Here is an 18,697-nt window from a genome sequence, read left to right on the forward strand (position 1 = left end):
GAGGAGAAACGCAGTAGCAAGCAGATCCACACAGTACCCCTGGCCCCAAGACCTCCTCCCTTGACCGTCCGTCTGCGACGCTGCGCTGGCCGACTATTTTATCTCGAACTTTACATACACAAAACTATAATTTAACAGATCTCCGCCCCCGCCGGCATTTCTTTCTCCGGAACCATCAGGGCCAGTTCACCATTTTCATTTTCTGCACAGAGTATCATACCTTCGGACACAACGCCTGCCAGTTTGGCCGGTTTGAGGTTTACCAGTACCATAACCTTTTTCCCAACCATTTCTTCTGCTGTATAATGTGCCTTGATTCCAGATACGATCTGCCTTACCTGGCTGCCGACTTTTACCTGGGAGCATAGCAGCTTTTTGGATTTTTTTACTTCCTCGCAGGATAGGATCTCTCCTACCTGGAACTGCATTTTCATGAAGTCGTCAAAGGTAATCTCCTCTTTTGCCTCTATATCAATTCCATTGGATTCCGGAGCGGAAGACTCTTCCTGAGGAGCCTCGGCGGCCTTCTTTTCTTCTACTTTCGCCAATACTTCCTTTACATCCAGGCGGGCAAACAGGATCTCCGGTTTTTCTGTTACTTTACTGCCGGAGGGATATAATCCAAAGGAGGACAGCTGTTCATAGGATCTTTTCTCTGCATGCAGCTGGCACAGGATTTTCTGGGTGGTCTCAGGCATAAAGGACTCCAGAAGGCCGGCACCGATACAGATTCCCTCTACCAGGTTGTAGAGAACAGTGGAGAGTCGTTCTTTTTTTGACTCATCTTTGGCAAGAGCCCAGGGCATTGTCTCATCAATATATTTGTTGCAGCGCTTGAAGACTGCAAATATCTCAGTGATTGCGTCGGCAACTCTAAGATCTTCCATTTTAGCGGCCACCTTTTCTCTGGCTGCGGTGACTACGGACTTCAGATCTCCATCCACTTCTTCCTCAACGCCTGTGTTGGCAACTACGCCGCCGAAATACTTGTTGGACATGGAAATGGTACGGTTCACCAGGTTGCCCAGGGTGTTGGCCAGCTCTGAGTTCATTCTCTCAACCATCAGTTCCCAGGTTATGACACCGTCATTTTCAAAAGGCATCTCGTGAAGTACGAAGTAGCGCACCGCGTCAACCCCGAAGAAATCTACCAATTCGTCCGCATACAAAACATTTCCTTTGGATTTACTCATTTTTCCTTCGCCCTGGAGCAGCCACGGGTGGCCGAATACCTGTCTGGGAAGTGGCAGATCCAGTGCCATTAAAAAGATTGGCCAGTAAATGGTATGGAAGCGGATGATATCCTTGCCGATCAGATGGAGATCTGCAGGCCAGTTTTTCTTAAACAGGTCAGAGCTTTCGCCGTCACATTCGTATCCGATGCCGGTAATATAGTTTGTGAGGGCATCCAGCCATACATAGACTACGTGCTTAGGATCAAAATCCACTGGGATTCCCCATTTGAATGAGGTTCTTGAGACACAGAGATCCTGCAGGCCCGGGAGCAGGAAGTTGTTCATCATTTCATTTTTCCTGGACACCGGCTGTATAAATTCCGGGTGTGCGTTGATGTGCTCAATTAAACGGTCTGCGTATTTACTCATTTTAAAGAAATATGCTTCTTCCTTGGCAGGGGTCACTTCCCGGCCACAGTCAGGGCATTTGCCGTCCTTCAGCTGGGACTCTGTAAAGAAGGACTCACAGGGGGTACAGTACATTCCTTCATAGTATCCTTTGTAGATATCCCCCTTGTCATATAACTTCTTAAAGATTTTCTGGACCTGTTTTTCGTGATCTGCATCTGTGGTGCGGATAAATTTATCGTAAGAGGTATTCATCAGATCCCAGATGTTTTTGATTTCTCCGGCTACGCTGTCTACGAATTCTTTGCAGGTTACGCCGGCCTCTGCAGCCTTTAATTCGATTTTTTGGCCGTGTTCGTCAGTTCCTGTCTGAAAAAATACGTCGTAACCCTGTTGTCTTTTAAATCTGGCAATACTGTCTGCAAGAACGGCCTCGTAGGTATTGCCGATATGAGGCTTTCCTGAAGTATAGGCGATTGCCGTTGTCATATAGAATTTCTTTTTGTCCATGTTCATTTCCTCCTGGCTGGGATGGAACTCTCCCTTGTTTGCTTGTTTAGTAAAGCACGATATAGAGCAGTAAAACAAAAAAACCGCCCTCCGGATGCAGCTGCATTCCAGAAGACGGGACTGTCCCGTGTTACCACTTCTATTTATTCATATCTCGCGATATGAACCTCATGGAGTACCTATACCGGTGCGGTGTTGTCTGTCCCGGGTCTATACTCTTTCGCTATAACAGGCGAATCCTGTTGCAGCCTTGCGGCGGATATACCGTTCGGTGCACCTCTCAGAAGCCATGTTCAGTGATCTCTTACATATCCCTCTCAGCGTTGTATGCATCTATGGAAAGATAACAGACATGCGGGAATTCTCTGTAATGCAGGGGGACAACTTACTCTCTTCGTCATCGTGTTTTCCTATTAAAAGTTATGTTAGCATGGTTCTTCTGATTTGTAAAGGGGGATAAAATTATTCCTTAAGATCCAGACGGCGGCTCCAGCGAAGGAAGGTATCCTGGGATACCTGCAGACGGCGGGCTCCCTCCCGGGAGCTGATAAACCCCTGTGTCCAGAGGCTTTTTACTTCATGAAAGTTATCTGGGATAGGCTTGGAGGGGCGGCCGAATTTGACACCCCTGTATTTGGCGGCGGCAATTCCCTCCATCTGGCGTCTGCGGATGCTCTCCCTCTCTGTCTGTGCCACATAGCTTAAAATCTGCAGGACCAGGTCTGCGATAAAGGTTCCCGTCAAATCATTTCCCTTTGCACGGGTATCCAGAAGGGGCATATCCAGAACCACAATATCTGCCGCTATCACCTTTGTAAGAATACGCCATTGTTCTAATATCTCGTTATAATTGCGTCCCAGCCGGTCAATGCTTTTTACAACCACCAGATCTTTTTTCTTAAGAGTTTTTATCATTTTTTGATAGGCCGGCCGCTGAAAGTCTTTGCCGCTTAGTTTATCTATAAACATATTCTGATCCTGAACGGGAAATTCCCTCAGAGCCAAAACCTGACGGTCTACATTTTGATCCTTGCTTGAAACCCTGATATAACCGTATACCTCCACTGAAAAACCTCCTATTTTGATTTTACTGATATCTCGAGCAACTGTTTCTGTAACACGTGCGAAATCCGGATGCAAGTCAAAAAAATGCCATCTCAGATGTAAACCGGAGGATGGCAATCTCAGAAAAACTTTTTCCAGACATATAAATGCCCAGGCGAAAGAAATGGTAGAATTTACCGTTCTTTTCCTGCGGCAGTTGTTGCAGCACAGTTTTATAGAATATGACAGTAAATCCGCAATATTTACCAGTTTTTACAATGGATTTAATGTGTATTTACTATAGCACAATTGAACGAAAAATTCTACTTTTTCATTCAATTGTTTCTATAATATTATTTTAACCAAGTATAAAAATAATATCAGCAAAAGAAAGTTAAAACACAGGAGTAAGAAATATAATCTGAAAAGGAAGGGATATTTATGCATGTTAGTAAAAAACTAATTGATTTGAATTATTGCCGCAGCTGTCTGAATGAGACATATCAAATGAATCTAAGAAGAAAGGATGTGGTTATTCTGCAGTACCCTCAGGTCTGCAGCTGCTGCGGGCAGGTGAAGAATATTGTGTGTGGTTCCAGAGGTACTTCGAGATTCCTATTGTACCTGAAGGTCAGATAGTTAGATTCTATCCCAAAATACTTTACATGTACATAAAAATGGTACCAGCTGCTGAACACACATCTGGTACCACCTTAGAACTTAAAGAACTTTTTCCCATACTTCCCTGCCAGCAGGGGTATTGGCTATGCCTCCCTTGCCGGTTTCCTTCAGAGACTCATCCATCTTTTCCCCCACCTCTCTCATGGCATCGATCACCTGATCCGGGGGGATTCTGCTTTCGATTCCCGCCAGCGCCATGTCAGCACAGGAAAGTCCGTTTACAGCCCCAATGACATTTCTTTTGACGCAGGGTACTTCTACCAGACCAGCTACCGGGTCGCAGACCAATCCCAAAAGATTTTTCAGTGCCATTGCCGCTCCGTGTACGATCTGCCCATTGGATCCGCCTTTGAGGTATACCAGAGCGCCGGCTGCCATGGCCGAGGCTGACCCGATCTCTGCCTGGCATCCTCCGGACGCTCCGGCTATAAATGCTCTGGCGGCAATTACCTGTCCGATGCCTGCGGCCACATAGAGGGCTTCTATCATTCTATCCTCCGGTGCCTTTCCCTCCTGATAGAGGGGAACCAACACGGCAGGCAGGACGCCGCAGGCTCCCGCTGTGGGTGCAGCTACAATTCGTTTCATGCAGGCATTGGACTCACCCATTTCAAGTGCCTGGACGATAACCCGGGACATAAAATCTCCGCACAGAGTCTGCCCGGACTGTCGGTACGCCTCCATCTTTCCGCCCATTCCGCCTACCAGACCGCTGCGGGACATCAGCTCTTTTTGGTATCCTTCGCTGGCTCTCAGCATTGCGTGCCACATTTCTCTCATTTTGTCATAAGATTCTTCCACAGGTATGGTTCTTTCATTTATATCGTCCTGGAGAATGGCTTCCCAGAAGGGTATGTCCTTTTCTTCGCAGAGCTTTATAATGTCTTCCAGTGATTGGTATGCCATACTATTTATTCCTCCCCGTTAATATAAGTCACTTTTATAACACCCTCCAGATGCTCCAGCCATTTGACTGCATCCGCAGGGACCGGTTGATCTGTCTCCACCACCATAACCGCATATCCGCCTCTCTTATCCCGGTAAAGCTGCATAGTAGCAATGTTCACCGACTTGTGGGCAAGTGTGGATGTGACTTCTGCCACGTGGCCGGGCTGATCCAGGTTGTGTACGATGAGTGTAGGACATTCACCGGTGCAGTTTACGGTGATGCCGTCCAGCTTGTTAATCATGATTCTGCCGCCCCCAAGTGAAGAGGCCTGAACCTCCAGCAGGTTTTTATTTTCTCCCTCTACATTAAGAAGGGCGGTATTGGGATGTGCTCCGGGAATGTGGGCAGTCCCGATGGAAAAGCTAAGACCTGCCTCCTCTGCAATGGAAAAACTGTCCGGTATCCTGGTATCATCCGGCTTCATACCCAGCAGTCCTGCTACAATCGCCCGGTCAGTACCGTGGCCCTTTCCGGTATCGCCAAAAGAACCGTGCAGGCCGATTTCGGCCTTAATAGGACGGCTGCCCAATAACGTTTTTGTGAGTAAACCGATTCTAACTGCGCCTGCGGTATGAGAACTGGATGGGCCCACCATGACAGGCCCTAAAATATCAAATATATTCATATAATTATCATTCTCCTTATGTGCCCGATTATTCTTATAAATAACAAAAAATCCAAAGAAATTCAATGATGCCCTCCGGTCATTCCTTCTTTGGATGAGATCACTATACTACAAAAACCGATGATTAGCAACAGAAAACTCTTTATTCATGAGGGAACGGGAAAAGAAATCGGATCGATTCCGAGGCGTTATATTTTGTGAATGCCTGCCGCCGGTTTTAACCAGTGGATTAAATTTTAGTTTCAAACTGACCGATGTGTTTGAAAATACTTTCATTATTTGTGCACTTTAACGGATATATTTTAGGGTATACTGACTCTATATTATGCATTTTTCTGTATTAGATGAAAGTATTTTCCATAAACTAAAATCTATTGAAATGATTTTCACAAAGAATTATAATGGGCTTACAAACAGAGAACGAGATTAATAACGAAGGGAGTTTGATGATACCATGAATTCAAGCATTGAATCGCTGCAGGGACATTTGATTGTATCCTGCCAGGCATTGCCCCATGAACCGCTGCATTCCTCATTTATCATGGGACGTATGGCACTTGCCGCAAAAGAAGGGGGCGCCTTTGGGATCCGCGCGAACACCAGGGAAGATATCGCTGAAATTCAGAAAAATGTGGATCTTCCGATTATCGGCATTGTGAAGAGGGATTATGAGGACAGCGCTGTTTATATCACACCCACTATGAAAGAGGTGGATGAGCTCATGGAGGTAAAACCTGAGGTTATCGCCCTGGATGCAACCGGAAGCCTCCGGCCCGGCCAGGTGACGCTTGATGACTTCTATCATGAGATTCGGAGAAAATACCCGGACCAGCTTCTGATGGCTGACTGCTCAACCGTTGAAGAGGCACTCCACGCAGATCAGCTTGGATTCGATTTTATAGGAACAACTCTCGTGGGGTATACGCCCCAGAGCCAGGGCAACAAAATAGAAGCGGATGACTTTGAGATAATCCGCACCATTCTCTCAAAGGTGACACATAAAGTTATCGCGGAAGGGAATATTAATACACCGGAAAAAGTAAGAAGAGTCATAGACCTGGGCTGCTACAGCGTTGTTGTGGGTTCTATCATTACACGGCCGCAGCTTATCACCAAATCCTTTGCAGAAGCACTGGATAAGTAAAAGTCGGACTTTCAGCAACGGGACATACGTCACCCTTAACTATTATATATATGAGAAGAAAAAGGAGAACGATTATGATGAAAAACGCAGACATGAAAGGTATCTATAGCGCATTGCTTGTTTCTTTTGACGAGAACGGCAAAGTAAACGAAAAGGGACTCAGAGAAATCATCCGGCATAATATTGATAAAATGAAAGTGGACGGCCTTTATGTGGGAGGGAGCACCGGTGAAAATTTTATGCTCTCCACAGAAGAAAAGAGAGAGATCTTCCGCATTGCAAAGGATGAAGCAAAGGACAGTATCAAGCTGATTGCCCAGGTAGGCTCCATTAACGTGTATGAATCTGTTGAGCTGGCCAAATACGCCACAGAGCTGGGTTATGATGCCATTTCCGCGGTAACTCCCTTCTATTATAAGTTTACCTTCCAAGAGATTAAAGATTACTATAACACAATTATTAACAGTGTGGAGAACCGCCTGATTATTTACTCTATACCGGCGCTTACCGGGGTTAATATGAGTGTAGCACAGTTTGGAGAATTATTTGAAAACGAAAAAATTATCGGAGTTAAGTTTACAGCTGCAGACTTCTTCCTGCTTGAGAGGCTCAGAAAGGCATATCCTGACCACTTAATCTATGCAGGCTTTGATGAGATGATGCTTCCTGCGGCAGTCTGCGGAATCGACGGCGCCATCGGATCTACCTTTAACGTAAACGGTATCCGCGCCAGACAGATTTATGAACTGGCCCAGGCAGGAAAGATAGAAGATGCCTTGAAGATCCAGCACGTAACGAACGACCTGATTTCTGCAATTCTGGCAAATGGTCTGTATCCTACCATTAAGGAACTGTTAAAGCTTCAGGGAGTAGACGCAGGATACTGCCACAGACCCATGGCAAGCGCCGATGAGGGACAGAAGGCTGTTGCCAAAGAAATCTTTGATAATTATCTTGGATAATTCCGATAGGAGGTACCGTAATGCAGGGTTTTACCGTTATTGATTTGATTATTCTTGTTGTATACCTGGCTGCCGTATTATTCGCAGGCCTGCATTTCTCTAAGAAAGAAATGAAAGGGAAAGAATTTTTCCACGGGGATGGAACCATCCCCTGGTGGGTAACCAGTGTATCAATTTTTGCTACATTGCTGAGTCCGATTTCTTTCCTGTCACTGGCAGGAAACTCCTATGCAGGGTCCTGGATTCTCTGGTTTGCACAGCTGGGTATGCTTGTGGCTATTCCCATAACTATAAAGTTTTTCTTACCTATATACAGTAAACTGAACATTGATACTGCCTACCACTATCTGGAGCTTCGTTTCGGGAGCAAGAGCCTGCGTATTCTTGGGGCTGTCATGTTTATCGTATACCAGATTGGACGTATGTCCATCATCATGTACCTTCCTTCCATGGTACTTGCAAACCTTACAGGAATCAATGTAAATATCCTGATCATTGTGATGGGTGTGATTGCTATTATTTACTCATACACAGGCGGCCTGAAGTCCGTGCTTTGGACCGATTTTATTCAGGGGAGCGTACTTCTGGTTGGTGTAACCTTCGCCCTGGTCTTCCTGGTATGCAAAATCAACGGAGGGTTTGGAGCAATCTTTGATGCCTTCGGTCAGGGGAAGTTCCTTACGCCGGATGAGCCAATCTTCTCTCCAAGTATTATGAAAAACAGTGTATTTCTGCTCATCGTGGGCGCTGGCTTTAACACATGTTCCTCCTATATCTCAAGTCAGGATATTGTACAGCGTTTTACAACAACCACTGATACCAAACAGCTGAATAAGATGATGCTTACCAACGGTGCTCTTTCCATCTTTATCGCCACTGTATTCTACTTAATCGGAACTGGCTTATACGTATTTTACGGACAGAATCCGGCGCTGGCGCAGACTGCACAGCAAGATCAGATTTTTGCATCTTTTATCGCATACCAGCTTCCTGTGGGAATCACAGGACTTCTTCTCGCCGCTATCTATGCCGCATCCCAGTCCACTCTTTCCACAGGGCTGAATTCGGTTGCCACCAGCTGGACCATGGATATTCAGGAACGATTATCCAAAAAGGAAATGAGCTTTGAAAAGCAGACGAAGATTGCACAGTATGTATCACTGGGCGTTGGTATTGTAGCTATTCTGGTTTCCATGGTACTGGCGAATGGTGAGATAAAGTCCGCGTATGAATGGTTTAACGGATTTATGGGTCTTGTACTTGGTGTACTGGGCGGAACCTTTGTGCTGGGTGTATTTACCAAGGTTGCCAATACTACAGGAGCATTTGTTGCCTTCGGAGTGTCTGCGGTAGTTATGGTTGTTATTAAGTATACCATGCCCGGAGTTTCTATCTGGTCATACTCCATTATCTCCATTGCTCTTTCTCTGATTATCGGAGTGCCGGTAAGCTATATTTCCAGAAAAATCAAGGGGGATACTTCCGTACCCGTTGCTAATTCCACCGTCTTTAAAAATTAGGAGGCAGTTATGATATTTGGAAATGTGAAAGATTTGGAAGATTATAGTTTTCTTCCGGAAGAGATTAAGCGCTGCTTTGCCTACGCGAAGGAGCATGACCTCACAGGTTATGAAAAGGGGAGCCATACAATCGACGGCGATGACCTGTTTGTAAATATTGTGGAGTATGAGACAACAGCCAGGGAAAACCGTTTCTGGGAAGCCCACAGAAAGTACCTGGATCTGCACTTTATGCTGAGAGGGGAGGAGCAGATTGACCTGAACTTCATTGATAATATGGAGCAGAAAGAATTTGTAGAAAAAGATGATTTTCTTCCCCTGGAGGGTCCTGAAAATGCACAAACGGTTCTGACGGACGGAGACTTTCTTATCTGTTATCCCAGGGACGGGCACAGAACGGCAATTGCGGTGGGGGAACCTGCTGTGATTAAAAAAGCTATCTTCAAAATTAAAATAAAATAAGACCATCCGTCTTCCCCATAGACGGCAGGTACACGCTGATGTGCCTGAATCAGGGAGTACCGCTGACGGCATGTTTGCGGCACTCCCTATTGCCATATTATCAGAAACGGAGGATGTCATGAAGCAATATATATGTATTGATATAGGAGGAACATCAATCAAATACGGGCTGATCAGCCCGGACGGAGAATTTTTAGATACCGGGGAGAGGCCTACGGAAGCCCATATGGGCGGGCCTGCAGTCCTTGGAAAGGCAGTGGAGATTGCCCAGAACTATCTGTCCAAGGGCAACGCCGCCGGGATCTGTGTTTCTACTGCCGGAATGGTGGACTGTGAAAAGGGGGAGATTATCCATGCCGCTCCCCTGATACCCGGATATACCGGCACACAGATCAAAAAAACCATGGAGGAGACGTTTTATATTCCCTGTGAGGTAGAGAATGATGTAAACTGCGCGGGCCTGGCAGAGACCTTCGCTGGTGCCGCAAGAGGAACCAGCAGCAGCCTGTGTCTGACCATCGGGACCGGAATCGGCGGGGCCATTATCCTGAACGGTCAGGTGCTCCACGGGATTTCTAACAGCGCATGTGAAGTGGGATATATGAGTATGGATGGGAGCACATTTCAGGATCTGGGAGCCAGCAGCATACTGGTAAAAAAAGTGGCGTCGAAAAAGGGGCTGTCCAGGGGAGAAGTGAACGGCAAAATGGTATTTGATATGGCAAAGCAGGGAGATCCGGACTGTGTACAGGCTATTGATGAGATGGCGGAGGTGCTGGGTAAGGGAATTGCAAACATCTGCTATGTGATCAATCCGGAGATGGTAGTTCTGGGCGGAGGAATTATGGCCCAAAAGGAGTATTTATATGATAGAATAAAAGCAGCCCTTCACCGGTATCTGATTCCCGCAGTGGCATCTAAAACAAAGCTTGCCTTTGCCGAGAACCAGAATCAGGCCGGAATGCTGGGGGCGTTCTATCATTTTTGTGCAAAACACAAGTAAGGAGCCATCTATGGATCAATATGAGAAAACCATCATCCCGCTTATTGAGTCTATGTATAACAGCTTTACACCTATAGAAAAAACCATAGCTGATTTTTTTATTCATAACACCCAGGCTATTGATTTTTCTTCCAAAAATATCTCAAGACAGCTTTATGTCTCGGAAGCATCCCTTTCCCGCTTCGCGAAAAAGTGCGGATTCAAAGGATACCGGGAGTTCCTGTTCCGGTACCAGCAGGGATTCGGGGAGAATCAGCCTGTGATTACCGATGATTCTGCCAAGCAGGTTCTGAACACTTATCAGGAACTTCTGACAAAAAGCTATGCTCTTCTTGACGAACAGCAGCTGGATCGGATCGTCCATATCCTTTCCACAAAGAAGAGGGTCTATGTATATGGGAGGGGAAGCTCCGGTCTCGTAGCCCAGGAGATGAAGCTGAGGTTTATGCGTATCGGGGTGAATATGGAGTCTATCACTGACAGCCATATTATGAAGATGAACTCTGTCCTTCTAGACGAGGACTGTGCGGTAATCGCCATCAGTATCAGCGGCAGAACCCAGGAAGTTATGACCTCCCTCCGTGCAGCCAAGACAAGAGGGGCTACCACCATTTTGATGACCTCCAGACGGGAGAAAGAGTTTCAGGAATTCTGTGATGAGATTCTTCTCTTTGCAGTGAAAGAGCATCTGGAAAACGGGAAGGCCATATCGCCTCAGTTCCCTATTCTGATTATGGTAGATATTTTTTATTCCAGATTTATGGAGCTGGATACGTTTCATAAAGAAGCACTGCATGACTATACGATGGATATTTTGTACGGAGGACGGTGAGAGGAAGTACTTGCCGTACCGGAAATGAGGGTATGTATATGGAATATATTCCTGCGAAAACAATTGTAACGAAGAATAAAAGCACTGCCTGGTTTGGGAACGACTATACCATGAATATTTATAAAGGGTGCTGCCACGGGTGCATCTACTGCGACAGCCGGTCAGACTGTTATCGGGTAGAGGACTTTGACCGGGTGCGGGCGAAGGAAGACGCGCTTCGGATTGTCCGGGATGATCTCAGGAGAAAGACAAAAAAGGGGGTGGTGGGGACCGGTTCTATGAGCGATCCCTATAATCCTTTTGAGGAGAAGCTCTGTCTTACCCGGCATGCTCTGGAACTGATTGACGCTTTCGGATTCGGAATTACAATTGCGACCAAAAGTGCGCTTCTTCTGCGGGATACGGATGTCCTGAAGCAGATTCAGGAGCATTCGCCGGTGCTGTGCAAGGTGACGATTACAACGGCGGACGATGCACTGTGCAGGAAGATAGAGCCGGGTGTTTCTCTTTCTTCTCAGAGATTTGAAATGCTGGCAAAGCTGAGAGCGTGCGGGATTCCAGCCGGTATCCTGCTAATGCCCGTGCTCCCGTTTTTGGAGGACAGTGTGGAAAATGTGCTGGAGATTGTGGAGCGGGCTCACGAGGCGGGGGCTTGTTTTATCTATCCCGCGTTCGGTATGACCTTGCGGGATAACCAGAGGGAATGGTATTATAAGAAGATAGAAGAGCTTTTTCCCGGAGAAGGACTGGCAGAGCGGTATATTAAAAGATATGGGAACCGCTACGAGTGCAGAAGTCCTCATGCGGCAAAGCTCTGGAAGCATTTTCAAAGCCGGTGTGAAGGGTATGGAATTCTTTATGAGATGAAGGATATTATACATTTTTACAAACGGAGTTATGAAGTGACGCAGCTGAGCTTATTTGATTTTTAGATGCCAGGAGGATGCAATGGAGACGAGAATAGAATTAGAGAATCTGTATAATACCAGAGATCTGGGAGGATACCATACACTGGAGGGAAAGAAGATCCGCCCGAAAAGGCTGCTTCGCAGCGGAACGCTGGAGAGGGCAACGGACCGGGATATCCGGACGCTGACGGATGAGTACCAGATGAAGACGGTAGTTGACTTCAGAACAAGGGCGGAGATGGACCAGAAGCCGGATCCTCCTATTGAAGGGGTCACTTTTATACATAACCCGATCCTCACAGAGGCCCAGATGGGAATCACCAGGGAAGAGGAGAATAATGCAAAGAGTTTTATGAATATGCTGATGGAGTATACCCGGAAAATACAGGATAACCCAATGGCGTTCGGGGAGGATATCTATCCCCAGCTGGTTACCAATGAGGAATCCGTATACCATTACCGGAGGTTTTTTGAGATATTGCTGGAGCAGGAGGAGGGTGCGGTGCTCTGGCACTGTACGGCAGGAAAAGATCGGGTGGGAACAGGCACTGCCCTCCTTTTGAGCGCTTTGAATGTGGACAGGGAAACCATTTTGCAGGACTATATGCTGACCAATACCTACATAGAGCCTGAGACCCAGAGGATGCAGGAAATGGTTTCCAGGTTCACCACAGATCCGGTAGTGTTTCGCACGCTCCGGGTACTGAACGGAGTGGAGAGGGGATATCTGGAATCTGTATTTCAGACGATAGACCGGGTGTACGGCTCGCTGAAGGAATTTCTGGAGAACCAGATGGGCCTGAACAGGGAGCGGCGCATGGAGTTATGCCACAGGTATCTCACAGAATAAAAAGTTTACGCATTTTTTATGAGGTTTCCATTGACAATCCCAGCCGGTTCTTTTATAGTAGAGTTTAGTAAAAGGGAGTAGCTGATGCCTGAAAACCGGGCGTGTGCGGTGTCGTCAATCTCGATGGAAGCAGATTCCGTCCGTATCGTAATGAAACAGCGAGACTTTTATTGCATGACTGATTTGTGCAATAAGAGTCTCTTTTTTGCGTTTACAGAAAATCAGTTGTGTAAACTCCCCCTGGGAAGGGGAAAATATACCTAACCAAAGAACAATTCATAGTGGAGGGATTGGAATGAAGAAGTATTATCAAATGGCTAAGTCAGAGGTCCGCAAGGAGATAAACGGCGGGCTGAAGCCTCTCACAGACGCCCAGGTAAAGGAACACCAGGAAAAATATGGTCCCAATGAGCTTGCCGAGGGAAAGAAAAAAACAGTGCCTCAGATTTTCCTGGAACAGTTTAAAGACTTCCTTGTTATTATCCTGATAATCGCAGCTACGGTATCAGGCTTTTTGGGGGATGCAGAGAGTGCAATTGTAATTCTGGTGGTTATTACCATCAATGCAATTCTGGGAACCGTGCAGACGGTAAAGGCGGAGCAGTCCCTGAACAGTCTGAAAAAGCTGTCCGGGCCGGAGGCAAAGGTGAGGAGAAACGGGAACGTTGTAAAGATCCCCTCCTCCGAGATTACGGTGGGTGATGAGGTCCTGCTGGAGGCTGGGGACTGTGTGCCTGCTGACGGAAGAATCCTGGAAAATGCCAGTCTGAAGATCGATGAGAGCGCGCTTACCGGGGAGAGCCTGGGGGTAGAAAAAACTCATACCAAGCTGGAAGGAGAGAGGCCCCTTGGAGATCAGACCAATATGGTATTCTCCGGAAGTTTTGTCACCTACGGCAGAGGCACCTATCTGGTAACCGGTGTAGGGATGAATACAGAAGTAGGGAAGATAGCGTCTCTGCTGAAAAGCACGTCAGAGAAAAAGACACCTCTGCAGATAAACCTGGATAAATTCGGACAAAAATTATCCGTCCTGATCTTGGTGTTCTGCGGTATTTTATTTGGCATCAGTGTATTTCGGGGGGAATCTATAGGAAATGCATTCTTATTTGCAGTGGCACTGGCGGTTGCGGCCATACCTGAGGCTCTGAGTTCTATTGTAACCATTGTGCTGTCCTTCGGGACCCAGAAAATGGCCCGGGAACACGCTATTATCAGAAAGCTGCAGGCGGTGGAGGGACTGGGAAGTGTCTCTATTATCTGTTCCGACAAAACCGGTACACTGACCCAGAATAAAATGACCGTGGAGGATTACTACACCGATGAGACCAGAATCTCTGCAGAGAATATTGACTGTAATGACAGTGTACAGTATCGGCTGCTGAAATACAGTATTCTGTGCAACGATTCTACTAATCTCAACGGTCAGGAGATTGGGGATCCCACGGAGACAGCCCTGATTAATATGGGAGATAAGCTTGGAGTGACTGCAGCTTCTGTGAGAGAGCAGTACCCCAGGACAGATGAAATTCCTTTTGACAGCGACAGAAAACTTATGTCAACCGCACATATGCTGGAGGACGGATACACTATGGTTACCAAAGGTGCTGTGGATGTCCTTCTGGACAGAATGACACATATTCTGAAGGACGGCGGTATACAGACTTTTACCCCGGAAGACAGAAAAGCCATAGAAGCCCAGAACCAGGAATTCTCCAGAGGGGGACTGAGAGTGCTGGCGTTTGCCTGCAAGCAGATTGAGGAGGGCCGCCCCCTGACGCTGGAAGATGAAAAAGACCTTACATTTATTGGGTTGATTTCTATGATGGATCCCCCCAGGGAAGAGTCTGCCCAGGCGGTGTCTGAATGCATCCGGGCGGGAATCAAACCGATTATGATCACCGGTGACCACAAGGTTACCGCGGCAGCCATAGCAAAGCGGATCGGGATTTTGAAGGAAGAAAGTGAGGCCTGCGAGGGTGCTGCGATTGAAACTATGGATGATGAGCAGCTGAAGGACTTTGTGGAGGGCATTTCGGTATATGCAAGAGTATCCCCGGAACATAAGATACGGATTGTCCGTGCATGGCAGGAAAAGGGGAACATTGTGGCCATGACAGGGGACGGAGTGAACGATGCCCCTGCTCTGAAACAGGCGGACATTGGTGTGGCTATGGGCATTACAGGGAGCGAGGTTTCCAAGGATGCTGCCTCTATGGTATTGACGGATGATAACTTTGCCACTATTATTAAGGCAGTGGAAAATGGAAGAAATGTATACAAGAACATAAAGAACTCCATTCAATTTCTTCTTTCCGGAAATTTCGGGGCCATACTGGCGGTTCTGTATGCTTCGATTATGGCGCTTCCCGTACCCTTTGCTCCGGTGCACCTGCTGTTTATCAACCTGCTTACAGACAGTCTTCCGGCAATTGCACTGGGACTTGAGCCTCACTCCAGTGAAGTGATGGATGAAAAACCAAGACCTATGAACGAGTCAATCCTGACAAAGGACTTCTTATCTAAGATCGGGCTGGAAGGGCTCTGTATCGGTATTATGACCATGATAGGGTTTTATATTGGCTATCAGAACGGGGACGCGCTGCTGGCCAGCACCATGGCATTCGGCACCCTGTGTATTTCCCGGCTCTTCCACGGATATAACTGTAAGTCGGATCGGCCGCTTTTGTTTACTAAAAGATTTTTTAACAATAAATATTTATTCGGGGCATTTTTTATCGGCCTGTTTCTTATGACCTGTGTATTAATGATCCCAGGGCTTCACGGGATTTTTAAGGTACAGACACTTACTCTGACACAACTGTTTACCGTATATGGTCTGGCTTTTTTGAATCTTCCGGTGATACAGTTCTTAAAGTGGGTGCGCGGCAAGCTGGGCATCTGACAGCGGATAGGGGTAGAAAGTATTAGGTGAATCTATGGATTTAGGTAAAGAAAATATAAAAAAATTAAGAGGACTGATCATATTCACCATTTTGATTCTGGTGGGGCTCCAGAATTTTGGAGTGATTATCAATGCAGCCCGGTTTTTGCTGAACATAATATTTCCGTTTGCGTTGGGAGCGGCGGTAGCATTTGTGCTGAATGTACCCATGCATTTTCTGGAAAAGCACCTGTTCCATGAGAGGAAGTGGAAAGAGAATCATGCGGTCAGAAAGCTGGCCCGTCCGGTCAGTCTGATTCTTACCATGTGTATCGTAATCGGGGTTGTAGTGCTTGTAATGTTTGTGGTAGTTCCCCAGCTGGGCACGACTATTATGAGTCTGGGAACCAGCCTCCAGAATTTTGCGGTTAACCTGCAGAGTTGGGGAGAAAAACTATTTCAGGATAATCAGGAGATTGTAGGGTGGATCAACAGCCTTGAGTTTAATTGGGACCAGATGATTCAGACCGGCATTGATTTCTTTAAAAATGGCGCGGGGAGTGTGCTCAACTCCACCTTTTCAGCAGCAAAGACCATTATCAGCGGTCTGGCCAACTTCTTTATTGCATTTGTATTCGCCTGCTATATTCTTCTGCAGAAGGAGAAGCTGAGCAGGCAGATGAAAAAAATCATGTACGCTTTTTTAAAGAAGGATCATGTAGAGGTGCTGACCAATGTCTGTTCCCTGTCCTATAAGACCTTTTCCAATTTCCTCACAGGACAGTGTGTGGAAGCAGTGATTCTGGGAACTATGTTTTTTATCACTATGACTATTTTCCGGTTCCCGTACGCTCTGCTGGTTGGAGTTTTGATAGCATTTACAGCTTTGATTCCTATCTTTGGGGCATTTATCGGGTGTGTAATAGGTGCGTTTCTGATATTAATGGTGAGTCCGGTAAAGGCCATTGGATTTATCGTTATGTTCCTGATCCTCCAGCAGATTGAGGGGAATCTGATTTACCCTCATGTGGTGGGCGGGTCAGTGGGGCTTCCCTCCATCTGGGTGCTGGTGGCTGTAACCCTGGGTGGCAGCCTTATGGGGATCGTGGGGATGCTTGTATTTATCCCTCTCAGTTCCGTGGTTTATACCCTTTTCCGAGGGTGGGTTTACCAAAGGCTGAAAAAGAAAAACATACCGCTGGAACAGATAGAATGACAGAAGAACATAAGAAGCCGGAAGGAGAACGTGAGAGAAAATGGAATGTCCAATGATATTTGACAGCCATGCCCATTATGACGATGAGGCATTTGAACCAGACAGGGAAGAACTGCTGGAATCCATGGCGGACCTGGGGGTAGGCACGATTATAAATGTAGGAGCCAGTCTGCGGGGCGTCAGAGATACCGTGAAGCTTATGAAGAAATACCCCTTTATCTACGGGGCGGTGGGAGTGCATCCCGACGAAGTGGGCGATCTGGATGAGACACAGATGATATGGCTGCGGAGCCTTTGTATGGAAGAAAAGACGGTGGCCATAGGAGAGATTGGGCTTGACTATTACTGGAACAGAGAAAACCATGAGGTGCAGAAGCACTGGTTTGTCCGTCAGATGGACCTGGCAAAAGAAGTTGGATATCCCATAATTGTGCACAGCCGTGACGCAGCCAGGGATACCCTTGACATTATGAAGTCTGAGCGCGCGGATGCCCTTACGGGAGTGATTCACTGTTACTCGTATTCCAGAGAGCACGCCAGAGAGTACATGAACATGGGGTACCTTCTTGGCATCGGGGGAGTCGCTACCTTTGCCAATGCAAAGAAGCTGAAGGAAATTGTAGCATATGCCCCTCTGGATTACATTCTGCTGGAAACGGATTGTCCGTATCTGGCGCCTGAGCCCCACCGGGGGGAGAGGAACAATTCGTCCTTTCTTACGTTTGTTGCCCGGGAGATCGCCAGGATAAAGGGTGTCAGCTATGAGACCGTGGTGGAAACCACGGCCGGGAACGCCAGGCGGTTGTTTGGCATATAATATGGATGGGGATGTCGCTGCCGGCATCTCCATTTTCCATTTGTTGTATTTCGGGGGAAATGTGTTTACAATCTCTATACCGATTGGTATAATAGAATCATATAAAGGAGATGCTGCTATGGATAACAGAGATATGCTGATGCAGGTTGCCCTGGACCTTTTTTATTCCAAAGGCTATGACGCCGTAGGGGTCCAGGAGATTGTGGACAAATCGGGAGTGACGAAGCCTACGTTATATTATTATTTCGGCAGTAAAAAGGGGCTTTTGGAAAGCCTGCTGGATAAAGGATACAGGAACATTGAGGAGTCTCTTGCAGGGGCCTGCGCACACCGGGATTCGCTGTCAGACACCCTGTATCATGTAGCCAGATCCTTCTTTGATTATACGGCATCCAACAGGAAGTTTTACCTGTTAATGCTGTCGCTGTTCTATTCTGCCAGGGAGAATGAGGCCTTTCAGACCGTTTATCCTTATATTCAAAGGTATTACCAGAGAATTGTACAGATATTTGAGGATGCAGCCCCGCAGCTGGGAAATATGAGAGGCAGGCAGAGGCAGTTTGCCGTTGGATTTACCGGGGTTTTGAACCATCATATTATGATGGCCGCAGAATACGCGGCCCCTGACGGAAGAATTGAGATAACCAATGAGGCCACATATGAGATTGTACATCAGTTCATGTATGGCATATTTTCATAAGTAAATC

17 protein-coding genes are annotated in these 18,697 nt (G+C 46.8%); 13 read left to right on the plus strand and 4 right to left on the minus strand.

Annotated features, from left to right (window positions below; genetic code table 11):
* Positions 1-131: 131 nt before the first annotated feature.
* Positions 132-2,156: a methionine--tRNA ligase gene (gene metG, locus GKG41_RS04810; protein WP_347563271.1), complete on the minus strand. Its 2,025-nt coding sequence runs from the start codon at positions 2,154-2,156 to the stop codon at positions 132-134.
* Positions 2,157-2,555: 399 nt separating this feature from the next.
* Positions 2,556-3,158, minus strand: coding sequence for a recombinase family protein (locus GKG41_RS04815; protein ID WP_347563266.1), 603 nt, complete (start codon positions 3,156-3,158; stop codon positions 2,556-2,558).
* Between the two features lie 420 nt (positions 3,159-3,578).
* Here GKG41_RS04815 and GKG41_RS04820 point away from each other — a divergent pair, with 420 nt between their 5' ends.
* Entirely contained in the window at positions 3,579-3,776 is a 198-nt protein-coding gene (locus GKG41_RS04820) for a hypothetical protein (RefSeq protein ID WP_154257440.1), read from the plus strand.
* 81 nt (positions 3,777-3,857) lie between these two features.
* On the opposite strand, the gene sdaAA is transcribed toward GKG41_RS04820, so the two are convergent.
* Both sdaAA and sdaAB read right to left on the minus strand, forming a co-directional pair.
* Positions 3,858-4,724, minus strand: a complete 867-nt coding sequence (gene sdaAA / locus GKG41_RS04825) for an L-serine ammonia-lyase, iron-sulfur-dependent, subunit alpha (RefSeq protein ID WP_154257441.1) — start codon at positions 4,722-4,724, stop codon at positions 3,858-3,860.
* A gap of 5 nt (positions 4,725-4,729) precedes the next feature.
* Positions 4,730-5,392 (minus strand): L-serine ammonia-lyase, iron-sulfur-dependent subunit beta, encoded by a 663-nt coding sequence (sdaAB, locus tag GKG41_RS04830; RefSeq protein ID WP_154257442.1) that lies wholly within the window; start codon positions 5,390-5,392, stop codon positions 4,730-4,732.
* 454 nt (positions 5,393-5,846) lie between these two features.
* Here sdaAB and GKG41_RS04835 point away from each other — a divergent pair, with 454 nt between their 5' ends.
* The 12 genes from GKG41_RS04835 to GKG41_RS04890 all read left to right on the plus strand — a co-directional run bounded on the left by GKG41_RS04835 (position 5,847) and on the right by GKG41_RS04890 (position 18,690).
* Positions 5,847-6,536 carry an N-acetylmannosamine-6-phosphate 2-epimerase gene (locus GKG41_RS04835; RefSeq protein WP_154257443.1) on the plus strand — a complete coding sequence of 230 codons (690 nt, stop codon included), beginning with the start codon at positions 5,847-5,849 and terminating at the stop codon, positions 6,534-6,536.
* Between the two features lie 92 nt (positions 6,537-6,628).
* The gene (locus GKG41_RS04840; RefSeq protein WP_199884584.1) at positions 6,629-7,498 is read left to right on the plus strand and encodes an N-acetylneuraminate lyase; all 870 of its coding nucleotides are present in this window, start codon (positions 6,629-6,631) and stop codon (positions 7,496-7,498) included.
* A gap of 20 nt (positions 7,499-7,518) precedes the next feature.
* On the plus strand, positions 7,519-9,018 hold the full coding sequence (locus GKG41_RS04845) for a sodium:solute symporter (protein ID WP_154257444.1): 1,500 nt from the start codon (positions 7,519-7,521) through the stop codon (positions 9,016-9,018).
* A 9-nt stretch (positions 9,019-9,027) separates the two neighbouring features.
* Complete coding sequence (locus GKG41_RS04850; RefSeq protein ID WP_154257445.1) at positions 9,028-9,480, plus strand: YhcH/YjgK/YiaL family protein; 453 nt, start codon at positions 9,028-9,030, stop codon at positions 9,478-9,480.
* A 118-nt stretch (positions 9,481-9,598) separates the two neighbouring features.
* A complete protein-coding gene (locus tag GKG41_RS04855; protein WP_154257446.1) occupies positions 9,599-10,483 on the plus strand; it encodes an ROK family protein in 885 nt (294 codons plus the stop codon).
* Positions 10,484-10,493: 10 nt separating this feature from the next.
* Positions 10,494-11,315, plus strand: coding sequence for a MurR/RpiR family transcriptional regulator (locus GKG41_RS04860; protein ID WP_154257447.1), 822 nt, complete (start codon positions 10,494-10,496; stop codon positions 11,313-11,315).
* A gap of 38 nt (positions 11,316-11,353) precedes the next feature.
* Positions 11,354-12,247: a radical SAM protein gene (locus GKG41_RS04865; protein ID WP_154257448.1), complete on the plus strand. Its 894-nt coding sequence runs from the start codon at positions 11,354-11,356 to the stop codon at positions 12,245-12,247.
* A 16-nt stretch (positions 12,248-12,263) separates the two neighbouring features.
* Positions 12,264-13,073, plus strand: coding sequence for a tyrosine-protein phosphatase (locus GKG41_RS04870; protein WP_154257449.1), 810 nt, complete (start codon positions 12,264-12,266; stop codon positions 13,071-13,073).
* A 295-nt stretch (positions 13,074-13,368) separates the two neighbouring features.
* Positions 13,369-15,978 (plus strand): cation-translocating P-type ATPase, encoded by a 2,610-nt coding sequence (locus GKG41_RS04875; RefSeq protein ID WP_154257450.1) that lies wholly within the window; start codon positions 13,369-13,371, stop codon positions 15,976-15,978.
* Positions 15,979-16,012: 34 nt separating this feature from the next.
* Positions 16,013-17,173, plus strand: coding sequence for an AI-2E family transporter (locus GKG41_RS04880; protein ID WP_154257451.1), 1,161 nt, complete (start codon positions 16,013-16,015; stop codon positions 17,171-17,173).
* A gap of 40 nt (positions 17,174-17,213) precedes the next feature.
* A complete protein-coding gene (locus GKG41_RS04885) occupies positions 17,214-17,990 on the plus strand; it encodes a TatD family hydrolase (protein WP_347563267.1) in 777 nt (258 codons plus the stop codon).
* A 118-nt stretch (positions 17,991-18,108) separates the two neighbouring features.
* Positions 18,109-18,690 (plus strand): TetR/AcrR family transcriptional regulator, encoded by a 582-nt coding sequence (locus GKG41_RS04890; protein WP_154257452.1) that lies wholly within the window; start codon positions 18,109-18,111, stop codon positions 18,688-18,690.
* The last annotated feature ends 7 nt before the right edge of the window (positions 18,691-18,697 follow it).

The organism is Lactonifactor sp. BIOML-A5, from assembly GCF_009677585.1.
Taxonomy (GTDB): domain Bacteria; phylum Bacillota; class Clostridia; order Lachnospirales; family Lachnospiraceae; genus Lactonifactor.